The organism is Paraburkholderia sediminicola, from assembly GCF_046026895.1.
In the GTDB taxonomy this organism is placed as follows: domain Bacteria; phylum Pseudomonadota; class Gammaproteobacteria; order Burkholderiales; family Burkholderiaceae; genus Paraburkholderia; species Paraburkholderia sediminicola_C.
The window spans coordinates 24394-45543 of the sequence record NZ_JAQQEU010000056.1; the positions used below are offsets into that span (position 1 = coordinate 24394).

Annotated in this window: 17 protein-coding genes and 1 pseudogene; 9 read left to right on the top strand and 9 right to left on the bottom strand. The window is 62.0% G+C overall.

What is annotated here, in order from left to right; all coding sequences use genetic code 11:
• The first annotated feature begins 379 nt into the window (after nucleotides 1–379).
• A complete protein-coding gene (locus tag PQR02_RS29145) occupies nucleotides 380–787 on the top strand; it encodes a hypothetical protein (protein WP_408239653.1) in 408 nt (135 codons plus the stop codon).
• A gap of 252 nt (nucleotides 788–1039) precedes the next feature.
• On the opposite strand, the gene treA is transcribed toward PQR02_RS29145, so the two are convergent.
• From treA to PQR02_RS29160, 3 genes are all read right to left on the bottom strand, one after another.
• Nucleotides 1040–2767, bottom strand: a complete 1728-nt coding sequence (gene treA, locus PQR02_RS29150; RefSeq protein ID WP_408239656.1) for an alpha,alpha-trehalase TreA — start codon at nucleotides 2765–2767, stop codon at nucleotides 1040–1042.
• An 831-nt stretch (nucleotides 2768–3598) separates the two neighbouring features.
• Entirely contained in the window at nucleotides 3599–3877 is a 279-nt protein-coding gene (locus tag PQR02_RS29155) for a hypothetical protein (protein ID WP_408239659.1), read from the bottom strand.
• Between the two features lie 4 nt (nucleotides 3878–3881).
• Entirely contained in the window at nucleotides 3882–4292 is a 411-nt protein-coding gene (locus PQR02_RS29160) for a DUF302 domain-containing protein (RefSeq protein ID WP_408239662.1), read from the bottom strand.
• A gap of 476 nt (nucleotides 4293–4768) precedes the next feature.
• On the opposite strand from PQR02_RS29160, the gene PQR02_RS29165 reads away from it, so the two are divergent.
• The gene (locus PQR02_RS29165) at nucleotides 4769–6454 is read left to right on the top strand and encodes an alkaline phosphatase family protein (protein WP_408239665.1); all 1686 of its coding nucleotides are present in this window, start codon (nucleotides 4769–4771) and stop codon (nucleotides 6452–6454) included.
• Between the two features lie 599 nt (nucleotides 6455–7053).
• The gene (locus PQR02_RS29170) at nucleotides 7054–8226 is read left to right on the top strand and encodes an NHL repeat-containing protein (RefSeq protein ID WP_408239668.1); all 1173 of its coding nucleotides are present in this window, start codon (nucleotides 7054–7056) and stop codon (nucleotides 8224–8226) included.
• A 123-nt stretch (nucleotides 8227–8349) separates the two neighbouring features.
• On the opposite strand, the gene fabI is transcribed toward PQR02_RS29170, so the two are convergent.
• From fabI to PQR02_RS29190, 4 genes are read right to left on the bottom strand one after another with little or no spacing between them, the layout of a single operon-like run.
• Entirely contained in the window at nucleotides 8350–9129 is a 780-nt protein-coding gene (fabI, locus tag PQR02_RS29175) for an enoyl-ACP reductase FabI (RefSeq protein ID WP_408239671.1), read from the bottom strand.
• A gap of 2 nt (nucleotides 9130–9131) precedes the next feature.
• Complete coding sequence (locus tag PQR02_RS29180; protein ID WP_408239674.1) at nucleotides 9132–10310, bottom strand: acetate/propionate family kinase; 1179 nt, start codon at nucleotides 10308–10310, stop codon at nucleotides 9132–9134.
• An 11-nt stretch (nucleotides 10311–10321) separates the two neighbouring features.
• Entirely contained in the window at nucleotides 10322–11263 is a 942-nt protein-coding gene (locus PQR02_RS29185; protein ID WP_408239677.1) for a phosphate acetyltransferase, read from the bottom strand.
• A gap of 59 nt (nucleotides 11264–11322) precedes the next feature.
• Entirely contained in the window at nucleotides 11323–13602 is a 2280-nt protein-coding gene (locus PQR02_RS29190; RefSeq protein ID WP_408239680.1) for a DUF3141 domain-containing protein, read from the bottom strand.
• A gap of 448 nt (nucleotides 13603–14050) precedes the next feature.
• Here PQR02_RS29190 and PQR02_RS29195 point away from each other — a divergent pair.
• Nucleotides 14051–14433 (top strand): annotated as a pseudogene (locus tag PQR02_RS29195) (cation:dicarboxylate symporter family transporter); the annotation flags it as partial.
• Between the two features lie 105 nt (nucleotides 14434–14538).
• Nucleotides 14539–15306 carry a tetratricopeptide repeat protein gene (locus tag PQR02_RS29200; RefSeq protein WP_408239683.1) on the top strand — a complete coding sequence of 256 codons (768 nt, stop codon included), beginning with the start codon at nucleotides 14539–14541 and terminating at the stop codon, nucleotides 15304–15306.
• Between the two features lie 56 nt (nucleotides 15307–15362).
• On the opposite strand, the gene PQR02_RS29205 is transcribed toward PQR02_RS29200, so the two are convergent.
• Nucleotides 15363–16268: a LysR family transcriptional regulator gene (locus tag PQR02_RS29205; RefSeq protein ID WP_408239686.1), complete on the bottom strand. Its 906-nt coding sequence runs from the start codon at nucleotides 16266–16268 to the stop codon at nucleotides 15363–15365.
• Nucleotides 16269–16367: 99 nt separating this feature from the next.
• On the opposite strand from PQR02_RS29205, the gene PQR02_RS29210 reads away from it, so the two are divergent.
• Genes PQR02_RS29210 through PQR02_RS29220 form a run of 3 tightly spaced genes read left to right on the top strand, consistent with a single transcriptional unit; the run spans nucleotide 16368 to nucleotide 19369 of the window.
• Nucleotides 16368–17672 carry a CitMHS family transporter gene (locus tag PQR02_RS29210; RefSeq protein ID WP_408239689.1) on the top strand — a complete coding sequence of 435 codons (1305 nt, stop codon included), beginning with the start codon at nucleotides 16368–16370 and terminating at the stop codon, nucleotides 17670–17672.
• Nucleotides 17673–17697: 25 nt separating this feature from the next.
• Entirely contained in the window at nucleotides 17698–19056 is a 1359-nt protein-coding gene (locus PQR02_RS29215) for an acyclic terpene utilization AtuA family protein (protein WP_408239692.1), read from the top strand.
• A gap of 1 nt (nucleotide 19057) precedes the next feature.
• Complete coding sequence (locus PQR02_RS29220; protein ID WP_149670988.1) at nucleotides 19058–19369, top strand: AtuA-related protein; 312 nt, start codon at nucleotides 19058–19060, stop codon at nucleotides 19367–19369.
• Nucleotides 19370–19533: 164 nt separating this feature from the next.
• Here the strand turns inward: PQR02_RS29220 and PQR02_RS29225 are convergent, their stop codons facing one another.
• Entirely contained in the window at nucleotides 19534–19788 is a 255-nt protein-coding gene (locus PQR02_RS29225; protein WP_408239696.1) for a hypothetical protein, read from the bottom strand.
• A 561-nt stretch (nucleotides 19789–20349) separates the two neighbouring features.
• On the opposite strand from PQR02_RS29225, the gene PQR02_RS29230 reads away from it, so the two are divergent.
• On the top strand, nucleotides 20350–20778 hold the full coding sequence (locus tag PQR02_RS29230; RefSeq protein WP_408239699.1) for a response regulator: 429 nt from the start codon (nucleotides 20350–20352) through the stop codon (nucleotides 20776–20778).
• Nucleotides 20779–21150: the final 372 nt, after the last annotated feature.

Sequence of the window (21150 nt, forward strand, 5' to 3'; positions counted from 1 at the left end):
TGAACGTCTCAAGCATGCTGGCCTCGCTTCTGCGACGCGGCACGCGGAGTGCTACATCGAGTGCGGCGTCGGGGTGCCCGACGCGATGTCGGTCGTCACCTTCGCGACTATGCACATTGGAGTAGCCAAGCGCGAATGACTGACTACACTGTGTAGATGCAAGCGAACCTGGAGGCGGTCTGTTCAGACAGGATCGGTCCGGGCATAACGCTCCGTGGTGAGACGTTTCAATTCCTTCATTGGAGGCATGCCCATGACGTGCCTGAACGAAAGGGTTGTTTGCGTTGTCTTTTTTGTGCAGAGTGGATTGGCGTGCGCGGGCGGTGTTGCCAGCGATCCGCCCCGAGCAATGACGGTTGCGAACATCGCAACTGTGCCCGTGGAGGTTGTTCCGCCCATTCCGCAGCCGGGACGCTATTTGCAGCACTATGAAATGGAACACTCGTCGAATCAGGGCGGGCCGTTCTATACGCAGATCGAGAACTTCTACAGCGTACGGTTGGAGCATGACTTCCGGCTCGGCGCCGGGAACGCCACGCCAACGCTAACGCCCACGCCCGGCGCAGCGGCGCAGCCGGCGGCTTCGAATGTTCTCCGTCTGAGCCCGTCGACGGCGCCGCAGCTCTCGATCGTCCAGTCGGCGAACGCGACCTTGACGCTCGGTACAGGACCGCAGCGAAGGCTGTCCTTGACTGTCGACGACTGGGTCTTTTCCGCCACGGCGCGTATCGCTGTTTTCCATTCGAACAGTACGGGCGCAACGCTTTTTGTCCGGCACGGCTTTTGATCCGGGGTATGCGGGTTTACTCGATGACGTTCGGTCGCCAACGTCGGGTCGCGCGAAATCCTGCCGCGTCAGGCAGTGGCCTGGGCGGCTATTCGCGCGACTGTCAGTTGTACTGTTGAATGCCATGCAGGCGTCGCCCGGTCGAGCGGCAATTGACGGCGCACCCGGCCCATTTGCTCCGGGCCGGGTCCGCTCACGAAGTGCCGTGAGCCTACGTGGCAGGTCTGGATGCCGTTGCCTGTGCCGCATCCGTTACTGACCGTTGCCGTACAGATCGAGCAGCATCAAGGTCACCCCATTGGTCCAGCCGAAGCCGTCCTGCAACGGGTATTCGCCGCCACCGCCACCGCCTTCTCCCGCCCCTTCGACGACATACTTCTCGACGAGTTTCTGCTGCGTCTTGTAGACGTTTTCGACATCCGAGAGAAAGCGCGTGCCGATCGGCTTTGCAAGATCGGCGCGTCCATAGCGCTTGAGCCCCTGGATCGCGATCCAGTGCAACGGCGCCCAGCCGTTCGGCGCATCCCATTGCTGCGTGGTGTCGTAAGTCGACGTCGCGAGACCGCCTTCCTTGAGCAGCACGCTTTGCACGGTCTGCGCGGTTTTCCATGCACGGTCGGGCCAGGCGACGCCCGCCATCAACGGATAAAGCATCGCGGGTGTCTGATTGTCGCGAGCCTTGCCGAGCTGCCAGTCATAGTCGCCGTAATAGCCTTTGCTGTTCCACAGGTAGTGGTTGATGCCCTCCGCGCGGCGCGCCGCGTAGCCGATGAACTGCGCGACGCAGCCGAAATCGCGGCTGATGGTGCAGCCGCGCGCGATCGTCGTCTCGAGATGGAAAAGCAGACTGTTCAGATCGACCGGAATGATCGACGTGGTGCGCACCGTCGACAGGTTCTGGTTGTCGCCAAACCAGCGCGAACTGAAATCCCAGCCGCTTTCGGCGGTCGCGCGCAGATCGCGGTAGACCTCGTTTGCCGGACGCCCGCTGGCCTGCGCCGCGGTCTGGACGTCTTCCAGGTACGACTCATCGCGCGGCGTGTCCAGCTCGTCCCAGTAGCGGTTCAGCACGGTGCCGTCACGCAGCACGACGACATTGCGCGTCGCACTGCCGCGCGCGGTGCTGGTTGCACCTTTCATCCAGTACGCGTGTTCCTTGCGCAACTGAGGCAAATACTTCTGATAGACCTTGTTGCCTTCCTTCTGCGCAGCGAGTTCGACCATGTACGAGTAGAACGGCGGTTGCGACCGGCTCAGGTAGTAGGTGCGATTGCCGTTCGGGATATGGCCGAATGTCTCGATCATGTACGCGAAGTTGTCGAGCATGTTGTCGACGAGATCTTCGCGTCCCGACTCCTGCAGCCCGAGCATAGTGAAATAAGTATCCCAGTAGTAGCCTTCGCGAAAGCGGCCCCCCGGCACGACGTAGGGATTGGGCAGCGGGATCAGCGAACTGTTGTCGGGCGCGCTCGTTGTCGTGCGCGTAAGCCCGGACCATAGCCAGTCGATGTGCTCGCGCAGGCTCTGGTTGGGTGGCGGCGTGAGGCTCTGGTCGGGTGGCGGCGTGAAATACTGGTTCACGAATGCCAGCAGAGAAAAGCCCGGCTGGTTCTTCTGGGTTTCGTAGAGTTGCACGATGGTCGCGGGGCTGATCTTCGGCGTGGAGTCCACGAAAGTCTTCTGGTCGCTGAAAATCTGCGCGGTCTGCACGGCGACAAAGAGATCGCCGTACAGGATGTCCGGTGCGGGCGGCAATGCCGCGCCGACCTGAGTATCGGCGAGAGCGCTCGCTGACGCGAACACGAGGGTCGCGATGCACGCAGCGCGGATCGCAGTGAGTGCGCGCTGTCGTGTGATGTGTTTTCGACTGCGAGACAGATTCAAGGCGAGCCGCGATGCGGATGCCTGAAACGACGATTCGACGAATCGCGCGTCGCTCACTGACGCTGCACTGGTACGAGACTGTGACTGGATGCTCATGTCGCCTCCTGGGAGTTTGGGCGCTTCACTGGTCTCGTCGCGCGACTCCATCCGATGCCGTCTGTTTGCGGCACTGACGGATCACAAGCGTCGAAAGGATCGCATGCGTTGGAAGAAAGAATCAACTGCGCTGCAGCATATGCAATACGCATATAGATTGTGCGCAGTGCAATAGGCCGTCATGCGTAACAGCCAATCGATTTTGCTTCGCGACGATCGCGAACATATTCACTGCTTTAACGACGCCGATCTGTTCGAACCGGTCGGCCGTGCCGGATTGAAATCGAATACACCGCGTTTACATACGCGTCATCGCATGTTCTGGGTGGAACGCACTGCGGACAATGATGTCGCCGCACTCAATTGGGCAATTCGGATGCGAGTGAGCAATAGAGGTCCGGGATGCAGAGTGCAATGGCTGGGGATGGTGTGGGCGGCCCTGTACCCGATGGGGCGAGCGATGGAACAAAGCGGGGAAACGGAGTGTTTCCCGCAAAACGGACCACTTGCCTGGAGTCGTCGAGTTCGGATTCGGAATCCGCGTCGGCGGGAGCCGCGATACAGCATTGGCTGCCGGTGGTCGCTATTGCCGCGAACGCGCAGCAGGCCAAGACAGTTCGGGCACGGTTCGGGTGTCTCATGTCGCGGTTCCTTATTCGGTATTAGGTTCGCGACAAACAAGCCTGGAACATCGCCGATCGCGAATCCCCACCCTTCGTTCTAACGCCGGTCCGCAGAGACACTGTGCACTGATGGCTGGGTGGACGGTAGCATGAAACGTTCACGAACGCGACGCGAAATTGACTTATACGGGTAGCGGCTATTCGCTTCTCAATTGGAACGGGCGGGTCTGAACGATTGAAAAGATTTCTTTGCGGGGACTTTCGTGGTGCTTGCGCCGACAGCAACTTTCAATCGGGAAAGCGACGATTTCTTCGCTGTCATCTTCTGGACTACGGAGCGAATCGCAAATAGCGGTGATTTTAGTTGCCAGAATGCACGGCGGCCTTGATCGATATATGCCGCCACGTACTGCTCGACCGTTTGCGCGTGGTAGTCGATCGGTACCGTGACTTGGGCGCGGCGAATCGTAAGGGATCCGCGTTTCAAGGCCTTAGCGCGCAGCGGCTTCCACGAGGGCGGCCACGCCACTGACCGGCGTCATCAAATCATCCGGAAGACCATGGCGCTGGCGAAGATACTCGATCGAGTTGAACGACAGCCACGTATGGCCGTTCGTGTCTTCCCAGACGAGCACTTTTAGCGGAAGGTCCAGCGCAGCGGTTGGCGTGCGTTGCATCAAAGGCGTACCCGCCTTGGGATTACCGAAGATCACGAGTTGACTGAACCGTAGCTCGAGCCCGGCCCGCTCGGCGTCGCCGCTGAAATCGATGCAGGTGAAAACCGTCAGCCCCCGTTCCCGGAGTAGCGCCTGGAGCTTGTCGAGCGTCGCGGCGCCGGAGTGCGCGCTGGCAACAGTGACGATGCCGGTACCGGCGCTCGGTGCAATCGAATCCGTGGCCATGATGTCTCCCGTCCGGACGGTGCGTCCTGGCAGCGTTGCGCGAATATGCGTGACTGGCGCAGCCTCGACAGTAGTGCTGCGTTCGCTCTGCTCGACGACCTGGGCGCGACGCCGACGCTGCGGCGTTCGAAGTGGTCTCGACAAAGCGGATCAGATCAGTTTAGGCGGTTCCGGGCACAGCGGGGTCGATTGTGTGGTCGGCGGAGCCATTAGATAAGGGGTTTCAGAAAAAGTCTTGGCTGACAACGGCGACCGGACCATGAACGATTGAAATGCAAATTGCTTTGGGATAGATCATTCAATGCTTAAGAAAACCTTAAGGACTCCGCGATGTCATGTGAATTTTTTTGTGGCTTGAGAGAAGGTTTGCCGCGTCAGTGAATCGAAAGTTCTCATTCATCGGGAGGACTTAATTTCATTGCACATTCAGCCTCGATTACAGAATATTTCTGTAACCCCTCTAAAAAGGACAGAACATGAAGGCGAACAGGAGATGGATGTGCGTACAAAGAACGATTGGCGCCAGCGTTGCGATGCTAGCTGCACTGTATGCAGCAGGTGCGGTGGCGGGCGATTCCGGCGAACATGGGCGTGAGCATGAACATGAGCATGAGTCGGTGAAGCATGTGCTGCTGCTCAGCTTTGACGGCTTGCATGAACAGGACGTCGCACGCTGTATCGGTTCGAACTCGTGTCCCAATCTCGCGTTGCTGGCGAAGTCGGGTATGAATTACACGAATGCATATACGCCCGGTCTGTCTGATTCCTTTCCCGGCCTGGCTGCATTGGTGACGGGTGGTTCGCCGAAATCAGCCGGCCTGTTCTACGACGTGTCCTATGATCGAACGCTCTACGCACCTTCCGATACCGGTTGCACGGGGAAACAAGGTTGGAACGTGGTATTCGACGAGACGACCGGCGTCGATGGCGAGAACGGCGGCGCGCTGACGCATCTCAACGGCGGCGGCGCTTTCAACCCGCAGGCTATTCCTCATGCATTGATCAAAGGCGTTTGCCAGCCTGTCTATCCTCACAACTACATCAAGACCAACACTGTCTTCGAAGTCGTCAAACAGAACAAGGGGGACGCACGGACCGCATGGGCCGACAAGCACGCATGGGGCTATGATTGGCTTAACGGGCCCTCAGGGATAGGCGTCGACGACCTGTCGCGCACGGAAATCAATTCGATCGATCCTGCGACCAAGACCAATTACACCGACGTCTACACGCATACGGAAGTATTCGATAACTTCCATGTGCAGTCGCTGATCGCCGAGATTGACGGCAGGGACTCGACGGGCCAGTCGCGCGCCGATGTCCCCACGCTGTTCGGCACCAACTTCCAGACGCTGAGCGTAGCCCAGAAGGCCACGGTCGCGACGGGTGGTGGCTATCTGGATGCGAGTTTTACGCCGGGCCCGCAGGTTGCCGGCGCGATAGCCTATCTGGACGATGCTTTGGGCCGTATCGTGGCCGAACTCAAGCAGCGTGGGCTCTATTCGTCCACCGCGATCATAGTCACGGCCAAACATGGTCAGTCGCCTAGCGATCACTCGAAGGTCGTGAAGAACGGCGACACGCTCTCCAAACTGCTGGAAGCCAACAACTATCTGGACCCGAATGGCAAGTTCGGGCAGAACGCGACGACGAGCGGCAATCTGAATGACGGCACGGGCCTCGTCGATACCGGCATGGTCCAGTCGGACGACGTCGGGCTAGTCTGGTTGCATGATCAAAGTCAGTTGGCGGCGGTCGTCAAGACCTTGAAAGGCAACCTCGGTTGCAATGCGCCGGGCATTTGTGCAGATGGTCCGCAGGCCTATATCCTGTACGGCCCGCAGCTTGCAGCGCGCTTCGGCGATCCGGCGCTCGGCCGCACGCCCGATATCGTCGTGCAGCCGAATCCGGGTGTCATCTATACGTCGAGCACATCCAAAGACGAAGAGCACGGCGGCAACGCGCCAGACGACAGCCATCTCGGTCTCGTGGTCTCCGTTCCGGGCGCTCGTCGAGCGGGACAAACCATCGACGATCCCGTGCTGACCACACAGGTTGCACCGACTATCCTGCGCTTGCTCGACCTCAAGCCTGAACTGCTGCATTCGGTCGCAGTCGAGGGAACGCATGCATTGCCGGGCTTTGAGCGCAAACGCTTTTAGCGCCGGCAAGTCGTCCGACGCGGTGACCTGTCAAGCGAAGTAACTCGTGCGACGCAACCGTTCCGAAGTATTCGGCAGGCGGTTGCGTCGTCGGCATAGGCCGTCGAGTGCGTTTCCTCTATAGCCAGGATCCTACGGGTTACGAATCAAACAAACTGCTGACAGTCACCGATTGTTGCTCGCCCACATAGGCCTATGGGTATCGGAAGAAGTCTCTCGTTTAGCTAAAGAGTCGACGTGGCAAGCGACTCCAGTTTCGTCAACCACGCTGGAATATTTTCATCGGTCATCCGTTTACTGCACACGCTTCGTCCGCCTTCGCGTTCGCCATCGGACGATCCAGTTCTCGTAGTGAATGACGCATGTCTCGTTCGCCGCGCACTCGCCGGCAACGGGGCTGCCTTTGCGTGGTTGACGTAATTCGCCCCACTGCCGCCGACGCTGTGCGACCCGCGTTCGAGTCGCAAGACTGCTGTGCTAGTGTCCGTTGCGCGGACACGGGCGAAATCCGCTTGCGGCGGCCGGCACGCGATGCGTGCAGCGACAACAGACGCGCCCGCCCCGCGGCATTCGTGGAGAGCGAAGTCATGAATCCCCTCATGCAAAGTCTTACTCCGAACTTCGGCTGGCAACCCTGCCACCGCGTTGCCCGTGGAAAAGGCCGCGCGCTGAAACGCTTGCTGCTGACCACGCTATACGCCACCAGTCTCGCGCTTTCCTCAGCAGGCAGCGCGCATGCCGATGAGCTCACGGCGTTGCTGCCGCCTTCGTTCGTCACCTCGTCGACGGTGCCCACCAACGGTGACCTCAATCCGTATGGCGTAGCGTTCGTGCCCGACGGTTTCCCCGGCTACGGCACGATCGCAGCAGGTGACCTGCTCGTGTCCAATTTCAACAATTCGCAGAGCGCCGGCAATCTTCAGGGCAGAGGCACGACCATCGTCAAGATCGTGCCGCGCAAGAACCCGGTGACGTTCTTCCAGGGTCCGGCGCGTCTTGGTCTGAGCACCGCGCTCGGTGTGCTCAGGGCCGGCTTCGTACTGGTCGGCAATGTACCGACCACGCACGACACGTCCGCAACGGTCCAGGACGGCTCGTTGCTGGTGATCAATCGAAGTGGCAGTCAAATTGCGGAATGGACGCCCGCGATGGCAAAGATCAAGGGTCCCTGGGATCTGACGATCTTCGATGAGGGCGACCATGCGAAGGTATTTGTGTCCAACGTGCTGAATGGCACCGTCACGAGGCTCGACGTCAGCATCGACGACAACGGCGTCCATCTGAACCGCGCCACGAAGATCGCCTCCGGCTACACCTTTACCACCGATCCATCGGCACTGGTCCTCGGACCTACGGGACTCGCCTACGATCCGCAACGCGATGTACTGTATGTCGCCTCGACCGCCGATAACGCGATCTTCGCCGTCTCCGGCGCGGGCAGCTCGCAGCACGACGGCAGCAAGGGCGTGCTGATCTACGCGGACAACGCCCATCTGCACGGCCCGCTCGGAATGGCCCTCGCACCGAATGGCCATCTGGTCGTCGCGAACGGCGACGCGGTCAACGCCGATCCGAAGCATCCGAGCGAAATCGTCGAGTTTACGCCGCAAGGCCGCTTCGTCGCGCAGTTTTCCATCGACCCGGCAGTCGACGGTCCGTTTGGAATCGCGTTTGGGCAGCCGAAGAATGAATTCGTTCGCTTTGCGGCAGTCGACGACAACGCGAACACCGTGACCGTCTGGCATCTGCCGTTCGAGAACGCGGGCCAATGAGGTGTGACGCTGCACGTGGCGCATCAGGCAATCAAGGTGCGCGCGTGCAGTCTATTAGGGGAGATTCGCGGAAGTCATGTTGCGACCGACAGCAGCACGATCGGTCTCAAGTTATTTAACGACCTACCCAATGATACTCACCCCGCCATCAACATAGACCGTGTTCCCGGTCATCCTCCGCGCGTAGGGTGTCGCAAGAAACGCGCACGTATACCCCACGTCCATGATATCCACCAGTTCCCCAATCGGCGCGCGCGCCGCCGCTTCATTGAGCAGCAGATCAAAGTCCTTCAGCCCCGACGCCGCGCGCGTCTTCAACGGCCCTGGCGAGATCGGATGCACGCGAATACGTCTGGGCCCAAGCTCATGCGCCAGATAGCGGCACGACGCTTCGAGCGCGGCCTTTACCGGCCCCATCAAGTCGTAATTGGGGACGACCCGCGCCGCGCCCAGATAGCTCATCGCGAACAGCGAGCCGCCTTCGTTCATCAGCGGCGCCGCGAGCCGCGCCATCCGGATGAACGAGTGGCACGAGATGTCCATCGCCTGCGCGAAGCCTTCAGCGGAACTGTTGAGAAGGCCGCCTTGCAGATCGTTCTTCGGTGCGAACGCAATCGAATGGACGGCGACGTCGAGCCGTCCCCAGCGCTCGCGGATCGTATCGAATACGCTTTCGAGTTCGCCGGGCTTCGAGACGTCGAGCGGCAGCAGCATCGACGCGCCGAGTTCTTCGGCGAGCGGTTCGACGTAGGCCTTTGCCTTGTCGTTCAGATAGGTGATCGCAAGGTCCGCGCCCAGCTCGCGAAATGCGCGCGCGCATCCGTAGGCGATCGAATGTTCATTGGCGATTCCGACGATCAACACCTTGCGTTCCGAGAACGGCTGCGCGGAAAGCTTGTCCATGCTCATGCCTCCAGTCGTTCCAGCGTATGCCGGGCAATCATCAGTTCTTCGTTCGTCGGGATGACCCACACCTCGACTGCGCTTTGCGCATCGTCGATGCGCGGTCCATGTCGAGCGTTCGCGCTCGCGTCCAGCGACACGCCGAGCCACGCTGCCAGGCGGCACACGCGCTCGCGCACGGGCGGCGCATATTCGCCGATGCCCGCGGTGAACACGATCGCATCGAGCCCGCCGAGCGCGGCCGCCAGCGAACCGAGTTCGCGCGAGATCCGGTAGCAGAACAGGTCGACTGCTTCGGCGGCGGCAGGCGCGTCGCTGGCGAGCAGCGTGCGCATGTCGCTCGAAATGCCGGACACGCCGAGCAGCCCCGAGCGCTTGTACAGCAGCGAGCCGATCGCGCCAGCATCCATATGCGCTTGCTCGATCATCCACAACACCACGCCCGGGTCGAGACTGCCACAGCGCGTGCCCATCACGAGCCCTTCGATGGCCGTGAATCCCATCGTGCTCGCCATGCTGCGGCTGCCGTCCATGGCGGTCATGCTCGCGCCGTTGCCAAGATGCAGCACCACGGTTTTGCCGCGCGCGGCCCGCTCGCTGTATTGCGGCAGCACACTGGCAATGTACTCGTACGACAGGCCGTGAAACCCGTAACGCCGCACGCCGTGGCTCGTGATGTCGGGCGGCAGCGCATAGCGTGTTGCGATTGCCGGTTGCGTGTGGTGGAACGCGGTGTCGAAGCAGGCGATTTGCGGAACCTGAGCATTGCGCGCCGCGATCGAACGAATTGCCGCGAGGTTATGCGGCTGATGCAGCGGCGCTAGCGGAACGAGCGCTTCGAGCGCACTCAACACCTCGGCATCGACGCGAACCGGCTCGAAATGATGCTCACCGCCATGCACGACACGATGCCCGACGGCCAGCAGGGTAGCGCCGCCCGCATGCGCAGGCAGCCAGTCGAGCAGAAACGCGATCGCATCGTCGTGGCCGAGCTGTTCGCCCGCCGGCCAGCGCCGCTCTTCGATCACTTCGCCGTTTTGCCGCTTCACCTGCAAACGCGGCGCGGTGTACAGCTCTTCGAGCTTGCCGCCCGCGATCGGCTCGAGCGAGCCGCCGCTCACCGAGAACGCATGAAACTTGATACTCGACGAGCCGGAATTGATGACGAGAATGACGTCCATGCCGGCACCCATCACGTGATGGCCGCGGCAAGCCGCTCGCGCCGCGCAAGCGCGACCAGCGAAGCCACCGCGCAGGACGCGAGCCGCGTAATCACCGAGTCGGCGCGGCTCGTCAGAATGATCGGCACCTTCGCGCCGAGTACGATGCCCGCGGCATCCGCGCCCGCGAGAAACGACAGGCTCTTCGCGAGCAGGTTGCCCGCTTCGAGGTCGGGCACCACCAGAATGTTCGCTCGCCCAGCAACCGGCGAGTCGATGCCTTTGATTCTTGCGGCTTCCATGCTGATCGCGTTGTCGAGTGCGAGCGGCCCGTCGAGAATGCCGCCGGTGATCTGGTGCCGGTCGGCCATTTTGCACAGCGCGGCCGCGTCCAGGGTCGACTGCACCTTGGAATTGACCGTTTCCATCGCCGAGAGAATCGCGACGCGCGCGACCGGAACGCGCAGCGCGTACGCCAGGTCGATCGCGTTCTGCACGATGTCGCGCTTCTCGTCGAGGGTCGGCGAGATATTGACGGCCGCATCGGTGATGATGAGTGCCTCCTCGTGGCCCGGCACATCCATCACGAAGCAATGGCTGACGCGGCGCTCGGTGCGCAGACCCGTGGCCCGCGAGACCACTTCGGCCATCAGTTCGTCGGTGTGCAGCGAGCCCTTCATCAGTGCCTGCGCCTGGCCTTCGTGCACCAGCTGCACGGCGGCCGCCGCGGCCGCGTGGCTGTGCGGCGCGTCGACGATGGGCAGATCGCCGAGGTCGAGGCTGCCTTCTTGGGCTGCCGCCATGATCTTCGCGAGCGGCCCGACGAGGATCGGCGCAATCAGTCCGAGCCGGGCGGCCTCGATGACCGCCGACAGCGAATCGTAATCGACCGGATGCGCGACGGCGGTCGGCGTGGGCGGCAGCGTGGCCGCAAATGTAACGAGTCGCTCGTACTTCTCGCGGGGATGTTCCATATGCTAGACCCTCGATGGCTCACAACGTGGGTGGGCAGGCGGACGCACAGTGACGCGCGTCATTCGACCTTCTGATCAACCTCGTTACGCTGCGTCGTTTTCGCTTTCTCCGCGGATTTGAAAATCGCCAGCACGCGATCGAGATCGGCGCGTTCGTGCTCATCGAGGGCGAGCGTCGAGGAGAGCTTCTCCAGGTGGCGTGCGGCGGAGCGTACCTGGGTCGCCGACACGCCTTTCAGCATGACAGGCAGCGCGTCGATGGCGGCCTCGCTGTCGAAGCGCAGCAACGTGGCCTGCTCGCGGACCACCGCTTTGAAGGCCAGAATCCCGCGATCGGATAGCGTGCCGAGCATCGCTCGCGCGAGATTGAAGCGCCGCTCGTCGGCTTCGCCGTGCGTGCGGCGCACGAACAGCAGCGCGCGCACGCACGCCTCGGCCAGGCCGCCCGCCGTCATGGCCGCGCGCAGGCGTTCGTGCTCGGCAGCGACCGACGCGTCGCGTTCCCGTTCCCGTTCAGCGTCCGGCTGCGTCACCGCCGCCGCCTCTTCATCGCCACCCGGGGCGGGAAGGCCGGCCATCGCCTGCAGCCACGGCGCGCCGTAGATGGTCTCGAACATCTGCTCGACCGCGGCATCGCGCATGTCTCGGTAGTAATCGAGCGACGCTTCGATCGCGTTCGACATCACCGTCTGCATCTGCAAGAACGGATTGTCGGCGGCGACGCTCTTGCGCTCCTCCTTCACGTTCTGCGCCAGGTGGGCCACGCTCGACGCGAGCGGATTGCGGTCGGACCACCAGTCATAGGGCACGCGCAGCGGGTGGAGCCGGCTTGTCAGATCGGCGGCCCACGGTGCCGTGTAAGCGTGCATCCACGGTTGCACGAAGCTGCGGTACAGGCCGAGATTGACGTTGGACACGTAAGCGGCAGTCGCGAAGCGACGGTCGCTTGCCGGGTCGGGCTGCACGATCGCGCGCACATCGTCGATGCTGCGCCGCGTGATGGCCAGCACATGCTCGCCTTCGACGAGTTCCGCGTGCGGGGTGGCGGCGGTCTTCTTTCCCATCTGCGCTTCAAACAGACCAGACGGAAGCAGATCGATCAGATCGACATTGCTGACGAACTCGCGATGCTCCTTGCGCCCCGTGCTGCTGGACACAAAAATGCCGAGGTGTCCGATGCTGTCGTGCGTCGCGTATACGATCGTCTGGTCATGGGCGCGCAGATCGGCGTCGTCGCGATACAGGTCGGTGATCCAGCCGAGCGCTTGCGGCGGCGGCGTGATGTTGTCGCCGTACGAGCAGAACACCACGATCGGCGAACGGATGTTGCGCAGATCGAGGCGAACCCCGTCCGATGTCACGATTTCGCCTTGAACGAGCCGGTTGCCGACAAACAGGTTATCGACGATGTACTGCATTTCGGCCGCGTTCAGAAACACATGGCCGCCCCAGTACTTCTCGAAGCCCAGATAGCGCTGCGCCTCGGTGTCGACGTTCGAGTAGAGGTTGTACTGCTTGCTCCACAGCGTGTTGGCCGGGTTCATGTTCTCGAAGTTCTGCACCAGCCATGCGCCGTCGAAGCGGCCGGCGCCGAGGTCGCCGGTGAGCGCGGTCAGCCACGAACCGCCCAGTAGACCGCCGGAATAGCGCATCGGATTCTTGCCGCGCCAGCCGGCCCAATACGACACCGGCGCGCCGGCCACGATGATCGGCCCGAACAGGTCCGGACGCATCGCGGCCGTCATCAGCACTTGCCAGCCAGCCTGGCAATTGCCGATCACGGCGGGCTTGCCGGGGCTGTCCGGATGCAATTCGATGACTTTTTCAAGGAACGTCGCTTCGGCGCGCATCACGTCTTCGACCGTTTGGCCCGGCACCGGGTCGGGCAGAAAGCCGACGAAGTAGCACGTGTGTCCGGCGCGCAATGCGGCGCCGATCTCGCTGTCGCGCTTGAATCCGCCGATGCCGGGTCCGTGCCCCGCGCGCGGATCGAACACGACGAATGGGCGCAGGCGGCCGGGATCGTGCGGGCTGACGGCCTCGCGCTCGGGCTTGAGGTCGTCGGGGGCGACGATGCGCACGAGGCCATAGTTGACCGGCCGCGGCAACGTTCTTCCGTCGACGATCAACTCGGCGCCGAAGTCGAGCACGTTCGGCGTGCGTTCGAGCAGGTGGGCCTGATACTGGTTGCCGCGCTCGCGCATCACGTCGGCGAATAGTACGCCGCGTTGCCAGGCGTCGATGGAGTAGGCGACGGCGGCCTGCACGAACGGCAAGCCAGAGGGAACGGCAGGGGCGCTAAAGTCAGGCGACGCGGGTAGCGGTTGTGACTGGGTCATGTTCGCTTCGAACTCCGTCAGATAGTCGGCCCGGCCCTGGCACGTCCGCGTTTTGCGGTTTTCCGCAGCGGGTGTGGACTTGGGCGAGACCTGGCGCGCTCTGTCAAAGGCGCGGCTTTCACCAGGATCAGCGATACAACGGATAGCAGATAGCACGGCCACGCGGCTTGTCACATGGGTGACACGGAATCGCAACCGCATGTGTTGCGCCGCATCAACCAGATCAGTTTAGACGGTGAAGTTTCGACTGGCAATCCGGATTTGGTTTGCGAGCGCGCAGCGCGTGCGCCGCCGCTCCGCTTGCTGCATCGCATGCACCTGACGCAGCCGCGTTACGCGGAAACCGACGGCAGCGTATTCGCGTTCCGCTTGAAGCGATCCACGAGGAAGTCGATGAAGGCCCGTGCGCGCGCCGATTGGTTGCGTTTGTTCGGATAATAGACGAACAGACCTGTTCATCAAACTGATCAGGATGCTGCTCGCGCCGATCATCTTCGCGTCGGGGGTGGGGTCGGCATTGCGCGGATGAACGACCTGCACGAGGCGGGTCGAGTGGGCGTCAAGGCGGTGCTCTACCTCGAGGTCGCGTCGACAATCGCACCGATGATCGGTCTCTTGATCATGGACGTGATCCGGCCCGGCAGCGGCATGAATATCGACCCCGCGCATATCGACAGTCCGGCGATTGCGCGCTATACCCACGCCGCGCAGCAGCACGGCATGCTCGATTTCTTCATGAGCATCGTCGGAGCATTTGCGAACGGCGAGATTCTGCCCATCATTTTCTTTTCGGTGCTTCTCGCGATTGCTCTCGCCAGGCTGGGGCCGCGCAGGACCTTTTCCGATCGTTCTGTTCGCCCTGTAATAAACTCGCTGATGAAGAAGCAGCGCGGCTGTGTCCACAAGCGCTCCCTGAGCCTCGACGGGTAAACAAACATGCCATATTTCGGAATCGGTCTTCACGTCATCATCGCAATCTGCTTTGCGGTGCACGCGGTACGTACTAACCAGGGCCTGTATTGGCTGTTCATCCTGTTTGCTTTTCCGATGCTGGGCAGCGTCGTGTATTTGTTCGCCATCTACCTGCCGAGCCTGCGTCAATCGCGCGGTGCGCGCGCGGCCACGCAGGCCATCACGCAGTTCGTCGACCCTAATCGCGCGGTGCGCGAGGCGCGCGCTGAGTTCGACCGCGCGCCCACCGTCCAGCACCGCATGCGGCTCGGCGAAGCGTTGCTTGCAGCGGGTAATGCCGCCGAAGCACTCGAACACTATCAGGCTGCCGCGAACGGCCCGTTCGCGAACGACCCCGCGTTGTTGCTCGGCCTGGGGCGCGCGCAGTTCGCGATGGGCAACCCCGCGGCCGCCGACGCGACCCTGGCGAAACTCTTCGCGGCTCATCCGCAGGCCCGCAATCAAGGTGAACCGGCGCTGCTGTCTGCACGCACGCTTGCCGCGTTAGGAGCATCCGGCACACGCGCGGCGTTCGAGCAGTCGTTGACGTGCGCGAGCGACGTGGCGCCGCGCTGTCTGTTCGCGGACTGGCTGGCCGCGCAAGCCGATGCGGCAGATCGCGAACGGGCCGACGACCTGTACAAGGAAATCGTTCAGGACGCCAAACACTGGCCGCGCCACGCAAGGGACCATAACCGCGAATGGCTGCAACGTGCGCAGGCAGCGCTGGCGACGGCGCCGGCGCGTCGATGAATCAGGGTTTTGCCGGTTGAAGGCGGGTGCGGCTCATTCGAGCCGCTGCGGCTTTTCTACGGAACGCGCCGCGTCGCGCCGATTTTTTTCTTCATCGCCGCGACGAACTTCTCGGTCACCGCAGGCAAAGTCCGCCCGCGTTTTTTGATCAGCGTAATGGGACGCACGAACGCCCGGTCTCCGATCGGTCGCGCGACCAGCCCCGGTTCGGCGAGAACTTCACGAGCCGAGCCTGGCAGAATCGTCACGCCCAGCCCGCCGCGAACCATCGCCACCGCGGTCATCATGTAGGTCGGCTCGCACGCGATGTCGGGCGTATAGCCGCTGCTTGCAAACGCGGCGTCGACCACAGCCCTTACGCTCGTACCCTGCGCGGTCAATACCAGCGGCACGTTGGCAAGAGTTTCGAGCTTGATGTGCCGACCGCGCGCCAACCGGTGCTCCTTCGGGCATACGACCACCAGACGGTCGACACCGGCGTGCAGAACTTCAAAATCCGTATCGGACAGATCGCCCCCCGTCAGTCCGATATCGACCTCTTCGCTGCGCACCAACGTATTCACCATGTCCGCGACGACATCGCGAATGTAAAAGCGCACGCGCGGCACCTCGTTGTTCAGGTCCTGGATCAACTCGGGCAACACGCTCGCGGCGAATGTCGGCAGACACGCGACTCTCACCGTACCACTCGTGCCGTCGCCGAGCGCGCGCGCGTCGCTCAATACATGCTCCATGTCATGAAGCGACTTTTGCAACACGGGCAGCAGCTCGCGGCCCGCGGGCGTCAACGCGACGTTCCTGCTGTTGCGATCCAGCAGGCGCACGCCGACCGTCTGCTCCAGACGGCGAATCTGCACCGTCAACGCGGGCTGCGAGAGATTCAGACGCGTGGCCGCACGCGTGAAGCTGGCCGCGTGGGCCACGGCGATGAAAGCGCGAATATCGCGGAAGTTCAGATCCATTACGTTTTGTGATTGTTGCTATCAAATCATTTCAATTGATTTATTGTAGGCGTGAAATTACGCTGGGGGCACATTAAAAAACACGTTGGAGACAAGCTGATGCTTCCATTGTTGGGGCTGGCCACCATCGTCGTCCTGCTCGCGGCGATCCTTTCAAAACGCATGTCGCCGCTCGTCGCGCTCATCATCGTGCCGATCGCGGCTTCGCTGGTTGGCGGCTTCGGGTTTCAGACAAGCAAGTTCGTGATCGACGGGCTGAAGAATCTCGCGCCGGTCGTCGGCATGTTCGTGTTCGCGATCCTGTACTTCGGAACCATCACCGACGCGGGCACGCTGGACCCGATCATCGACCGGATACTGCGGGCAGTCGGCACGAAGCCGACGCGCATCGTAATGGGCACGACGCTGCTCGCGCTATTGATTCATCTGGACGGCTCGGGCGCGGTGTGCTTTCTGGTGACGATCCCGGCGATGTTGCCGCTCTACGACCGCCTGAAAATGGATCGGCGTGTACTGGCCGCCGCGGTGTCGATGGCGGCGGGCATCAACTTTCTGCCGTGGACCGGGCCGATGATCCGCGCGTCGGCGTCGCTGCATCTTCCTGTCTCGGCGCTGTTCAATCCGCTGATTCCCGTGCAGATTGTCGGACTGGTCTTTGTGTTCGGCATGGCATTCTGGCTCGGCCGGCGCGAGGAGAGGCGCCTCGGGTACTTCGGTGCGGACGGCGCGGTGCCGATGCCCAAGCGCGAGCTTACCGCTGAAGAACAGACGCTGCGCCGGCCGAAGAACTTCTGGTTCAACATCGTCCTGACCGTGGTGGTGCTCGGCACGATGGTCGTGTTGGGCGAGAAGGTGCCGCCGGCGATCATGTTCATGGTGGGCTTGTGCATCGCATTGATGGTCAACTATCCGAACGTGGACATGCAGCGCAAGCGAATCGATGCGCATGCGCGCGCCGCGCTGATGATGGCCGGCATTCTTCTCGCAGCGGGCGTTTTCACCGGCATCATGCAGGGCAGCGGCATGCTCAAGGCGATGGCGCAGGCCGCCGTCGGCTTCGTGCCGCAGGCGATGGCGAGCCACATTCCCATCGCGCTCGGTCTCGTTTCGATGCCGCTCAGCATGCTGTTCGATCCCGATTCGTTTTACTTCGGCGTGCTACCCGTGGTGGCCGAAGTCGCGGGGCAACTCGGTGTGCCGGCGGTGCACGTCGGCCAGGCCGCCTTGCTCGGCCAGATGACCACGGGCTTTCCGGTGAGCCCGCTCACGCCCGCGACGTTTCTCGTCGTCGGCCTGTGTGGCATCGATCTGGCCGACCACCAGAAATTCACGTTCCCGCTGCTGTTCGGCGCGTCGATCGTCATGACGATCGCGTGCGTCGTGCTCGGCGTGTTTCCTCTGTGAAGCTTTTCCGAAAGGCGGTATCCGTATGACGACAACTCAACTCCAACGCCGCGTGCGCATCGGCGCAGGCGCGGGTTATTCCGGCGACCGGATCGAACCCGCGGTCGAGCTGGCCGAATACGGCGCACTCGACTATCTCGTGTTCGAATGCCTTGCCGAGCGCACGATCGCGCTCGCGCAGCAGTGCCGGCGCAAAGACCCGGCGCTCGGCTACGATCCGCTGCTGGAGGCGCGCATGAAAGCGGTGCTGCCGATCGCGGCGCGTCACGGCGTGCGCATCATTTCCAACATGGGCGCGGCCAACCCGCTAGCGGCCGCGCAAAGGACCGCCGCGATCGCGCGCGAACTCGGACTCGCCGGCCTGAAGATCGCCGCCGTCACCGGCGATGACGTGCTCGATGTCGTGCAGCGAGGCGACTTCCATTTCGAGGAATCGGGAGAAAGCGTCGCTTCGTTCAATGACCGCATCGTGTCGGCCAACGCGTATCTGGGCGCCGCGCCGATTGTCGCCGCGCTCGCGGCCGGCGCGGATATCGTGCTGACGGGGCGGGTGGCGGACCCGTCGCTTTTCACGGCGCCGCTGATCCATGAGTTCGGCTGGAAGATGGACGACTGGAACACGCTAGGTCAAGCGACCGTGGTCGGGCATCTGCTCGAATGCGCAGGCCAGGTGACGGGGGGCTATTTCGCCGACCCGGGCTTCAAGGATGTGCAGCAACTCGCGCGCCTCGGATTTCCGATTGGCGAAGTTGGCGAGGACGGTTCGGTGATCGTGACGAAAGTGGCGCATGCGGGCGGCCGCGTGACCGAGGCGACCTGCAAGGAGCAACTGATCTACGAGATTCACGACCCGGCCAGGTATTTGCAGCCCGATGTAGTCGCTGACTTCACCGGTGTCCGCGTGAGCGGGGAAGCGCCGGACCGCGTCCGGGTGAGCGGGGGGCGCGGCACGCCGCGCACCGATACGCTCAAGGTGTCGGTGGCGTATGTCGATGGCTACATCGGGGAAGGGCAGATATCGTACGCCGGTCCCGGCGCGGTGGCGCGAGGCCGGCTCGCACTCGATGTCGTCAGGGAAAGGCTGCAACTCACCGGCGTCGAGACGAGCGAGCTGCGCTTCGATCTGATTGGCGTGAACGCTTTGCATGGCGACACTTTGGGCGCCTGCGAGGCGCAGCCCTATGAAGTGCGCGCACGCGTGGCCGGACGTACGTCCTCGGTGGCGGAAGCCGTGAGAATCGGCAACGAAGTCGAAACACTCTATACGAATGGTCCGGCCGGTGGCGGGGGCGTCACCAGGCTGACGCGAGAAGTGCTTGCGGTTCAATCGGTGCTGCTACCACGCGTCCACGTCCATCCGGCATTCGAATTCGTGGAGGCATGAGATGAAACTGCGAGAGCTGGCCCATTCCAGAACGGGCGACAAGGGTAATACGCTGAACGTGTCGGTCATCTGTTATGACCCGCGTCACTACGAACATCTGCGGCGCGAGTTATCCGCGGACCGCGTGAAGTTGCATTTGCGTGAGGTCGTGCGCGGGGATGTCGTTCGTTACGAACTTCCGCATCTTGCGGCATTCAACTTTGTACTTGGCGATGCGCTTGGCGGCGGTGTCACGCGTTCGCTCGCCCTCGATGCGCATGGAAAATCATTGAGTTCGGCGTTGATGAGCCTGGAGATCGCTGACTTGCCCTAGGCTGGAGTGGATATGCAACATGCCGTCGGCGTGAGAGCGGACGGCATGTCGAATCATGCAGGCGATGCGGGTGCGGCCCTCGTGGTGGGCGCTGACGCGCAAATGAACGATCAGGACAGCGCGCGGCATTCATTCACCCGGATTCACCCGCGCCGGCCGGTTTCCTATTCGACGATACCAATCAGATTGTCGATGTCTGTCTGAATACGCATTTGCGCTTCCCGCACGGCAGCGTCACGCGTATTGGCCACGAGTGGGAGCATTAATCCGGAGCCTTTGAATTCGGCCTGGAAATGCACCCATGCCGCGTATGAGCAGACACCGGATGCCTTTTGCACGAGGTTGATCGTTACGTCGTAGGTGCGGCGCTTGCCGTGCTTGCGGGTGTACTGAAAGCGGCTTAATACGGGTTTGTACATCACGTCTCCTTGCCTGGCAGATTGTCTTTGGCACGATTGCGCCGGGATGCAATGTGCTTTGGAGAGAGCCGTCAACTATGAGCCGGCTCGTCGACGGTTGAGGATTGGCCGATAGGGCAACGAGGCATCGGCACGCCATCCACGAAAGCACTCGCACAACGCACAGCAAACTCGTATGCACAGGCAGGGCTTGCGAACGGACCAAGATCACCCAGCGAGGTGGATTCGCCGTCTTCCTTCAAAATGCAGGCGCGGCCGACGAACATATGGCCATGTCTGATAGCGGACGCCTGAATTGCTGCGCCACGGTGAAACAGAAGCATTGCATGTCCCCCTTTCGCGAATTTTTGAAGAAAGGACATTGTAATGTTTCAATTTTTCGTGTGGTAACTGTTACCTTTTCGCATGGGGTGCTTACCTCAATACGGACAATGTCAGCGGCGTTTTCCTTCGTGCTGCGCAGTCGCCCAAAGGCGACCCCCGCACCCGACGTCAGATACTGCGATGCGCACGGGTACGCGGTTTGCTGCAGATCGATGTTTTGATCGCACGTTGCCCTCCATGTCCCGAACACCTACCTGCCAACGATGGAGCGCCCGTGAGGTCCGGGTATTGCACGAAGTGCCGCGCATTCTAGTCGTCGACGACAACGCCGGCGCGGCCGAAGCGCTCGCCACCTATCTCTCCTATGAGGGCCTCGAAGCCCGTGCCGCCATGAGTTGCACGGATGCGTTGCGTTGCGTGAAGGACTGGGTGCCCGACGTTGTCGTGCTCGACATCATGATGCCGGGGCGCGACGGCTATGAAACGGCGAGCGCACTGCGCAGCTATCTGCCGACCCAGAGTCTCGGGATCGTCGCGTTCACGTCGCTCGACGAGGACCACGTCAAGGAAACCGGCAAGGCACGTCACAATTTCGACGGCTATTGTCAAAAAGGCACGGCGCCAACCGCTTTGCTTGCGCTGATGCGCAAACTTTGGCGCGAATAGGGCGTACCTCTGGGCGTACCTCGTCTCGCGACAAACGGCGACGACGCCAACGCCTGTGCCCCTATCCCATTTCAGCTTGCCGCTCGTCGCTCACATAATGTCGTCGCTCACGCTGCCCCGCACCGATCATTTCGTCGAACGCAAGGCGGCCCAGTACGCGACCTCGTCGAACGCAAGGCGGCCCAGTACGCGACCTCAATCGATCCGCAGGGCCGCGTCGCGTGGAACAGCAACACTGAAGCTGACATCGGTCGAAAAAAAGGAACACGATTTGGTGTGGCTGCGCTAGACGAAAGCGTGAATGAAATGAAACGCGCGGCAGCGTGGAGTTTTAGTGAACAAAACCCCCCCCCGATAAAAAAACCCCCCCCC

Bases quoted from the DNA above. Each gene is read 5' to 3' on its own strand.
- treA (WP_408239656.1), bottom strand. From the start codon at position 2,767: ATGAGCATCCAGTCACAGTCTCGTACCAGTGCAGCGTCAGTGAGCGAC.
- PQR02_RS29160 (WP_408239662.1), bottom strand. From the start codon at position 4,292: ATGGCCACGGATTCGATTGCACCGAGCGCCGGTACCGGCATCGTCACT.
- PQR02_RS29165 (WP_408239665.1), top strand. From the start codon at position 4,769: ATGAAGGCGAACAGGAGATGGATGTGCGTACAAAGAACGATTGGCGCC.
- PQR02_RS29170 (WP_408239668.1), top strand. From the start codon at position 7,054: ATGCAAAGTCTTACTCCGAACTTCGGCTGGCAACCCTGCCACCGCGTT.
- fabI (WP_408239671.1), bottom strand. From the start codon at position 9,129: ATGGACAAGCTTTCCGCGCAGCCGTTCTCGGAACGCAAGGTGTTGATC.
- PQR02_RS29180 (WP_408239674.1), bottom strand. From the start codon at position 10,310: ATGGACGTCATTCTCGTCATCAATTCCGGCTCGTCGAGTATCAAGTTT.
- PQR02_RS29185 (WP_408239677.1), bottom strand. From the start codon at position 11,263: ATGGAACATCCCCGCGAGAAGTACGAGCGACTCGTTACATTTGCGGCC.
- PQR02_RS29190 (WP_408239680.1), bottom strand. From the start codon at position 13,602: ATGACCCAGTCACAACCGCTACCCGCGTCGCCTGACTTTAGCGCCCCT.
- PQR02_RS29200 (WP_408239683.1), top strand. From the start codon at position 14,539: ATGCCATATTTCGGAATCGGTCTTCACGTCATCATCGCAATCTGCTTT.
- PQR02_RS29205 (WP_408239686.1), bottom strand. From the start codon at position 16,268: ATGGATCTGAACTTCCGCGATATTCGCGCTTTCATCGCCGTGGCCCAC.
- PQR02_RS29210 (WP_408239689.1), top strand. From the start codon at position 16,368: ATGCTTCCATTGTTGGGGCTGGCCACCATCGTCGTCCTGCTCGCGGCG.
- PQR02_RS29215 (WP_408239692.1), top strand. From the start codon at position 17,698: ATGACGACAACTCAACTCCAACGCCGCGTGCGCATCGGCGCAGGCGCG.
- PQR02_RS29220 (WP_149670988.1), top strand. From the start codon at position 19,058: ATGAAACTGCGAGAGCTGGCCCATTCCAGAACGGGCGACAAGGGTAAT.
- PQR02_RS29225 (WP_408239696.1), bottom strand. From the start codon at position 19,788: ATGTACAAACCCGTATTAAGCCGCTTTCAGTACACCCGCAAGCACGGC.
- PQR02_RS29230 (WP_408239699.1), top strand. From the start codon at position 20,350: ATGTCCCGAACACCTACCTGCCAACGATGGAGCGCCCGTGAGGTCCGG.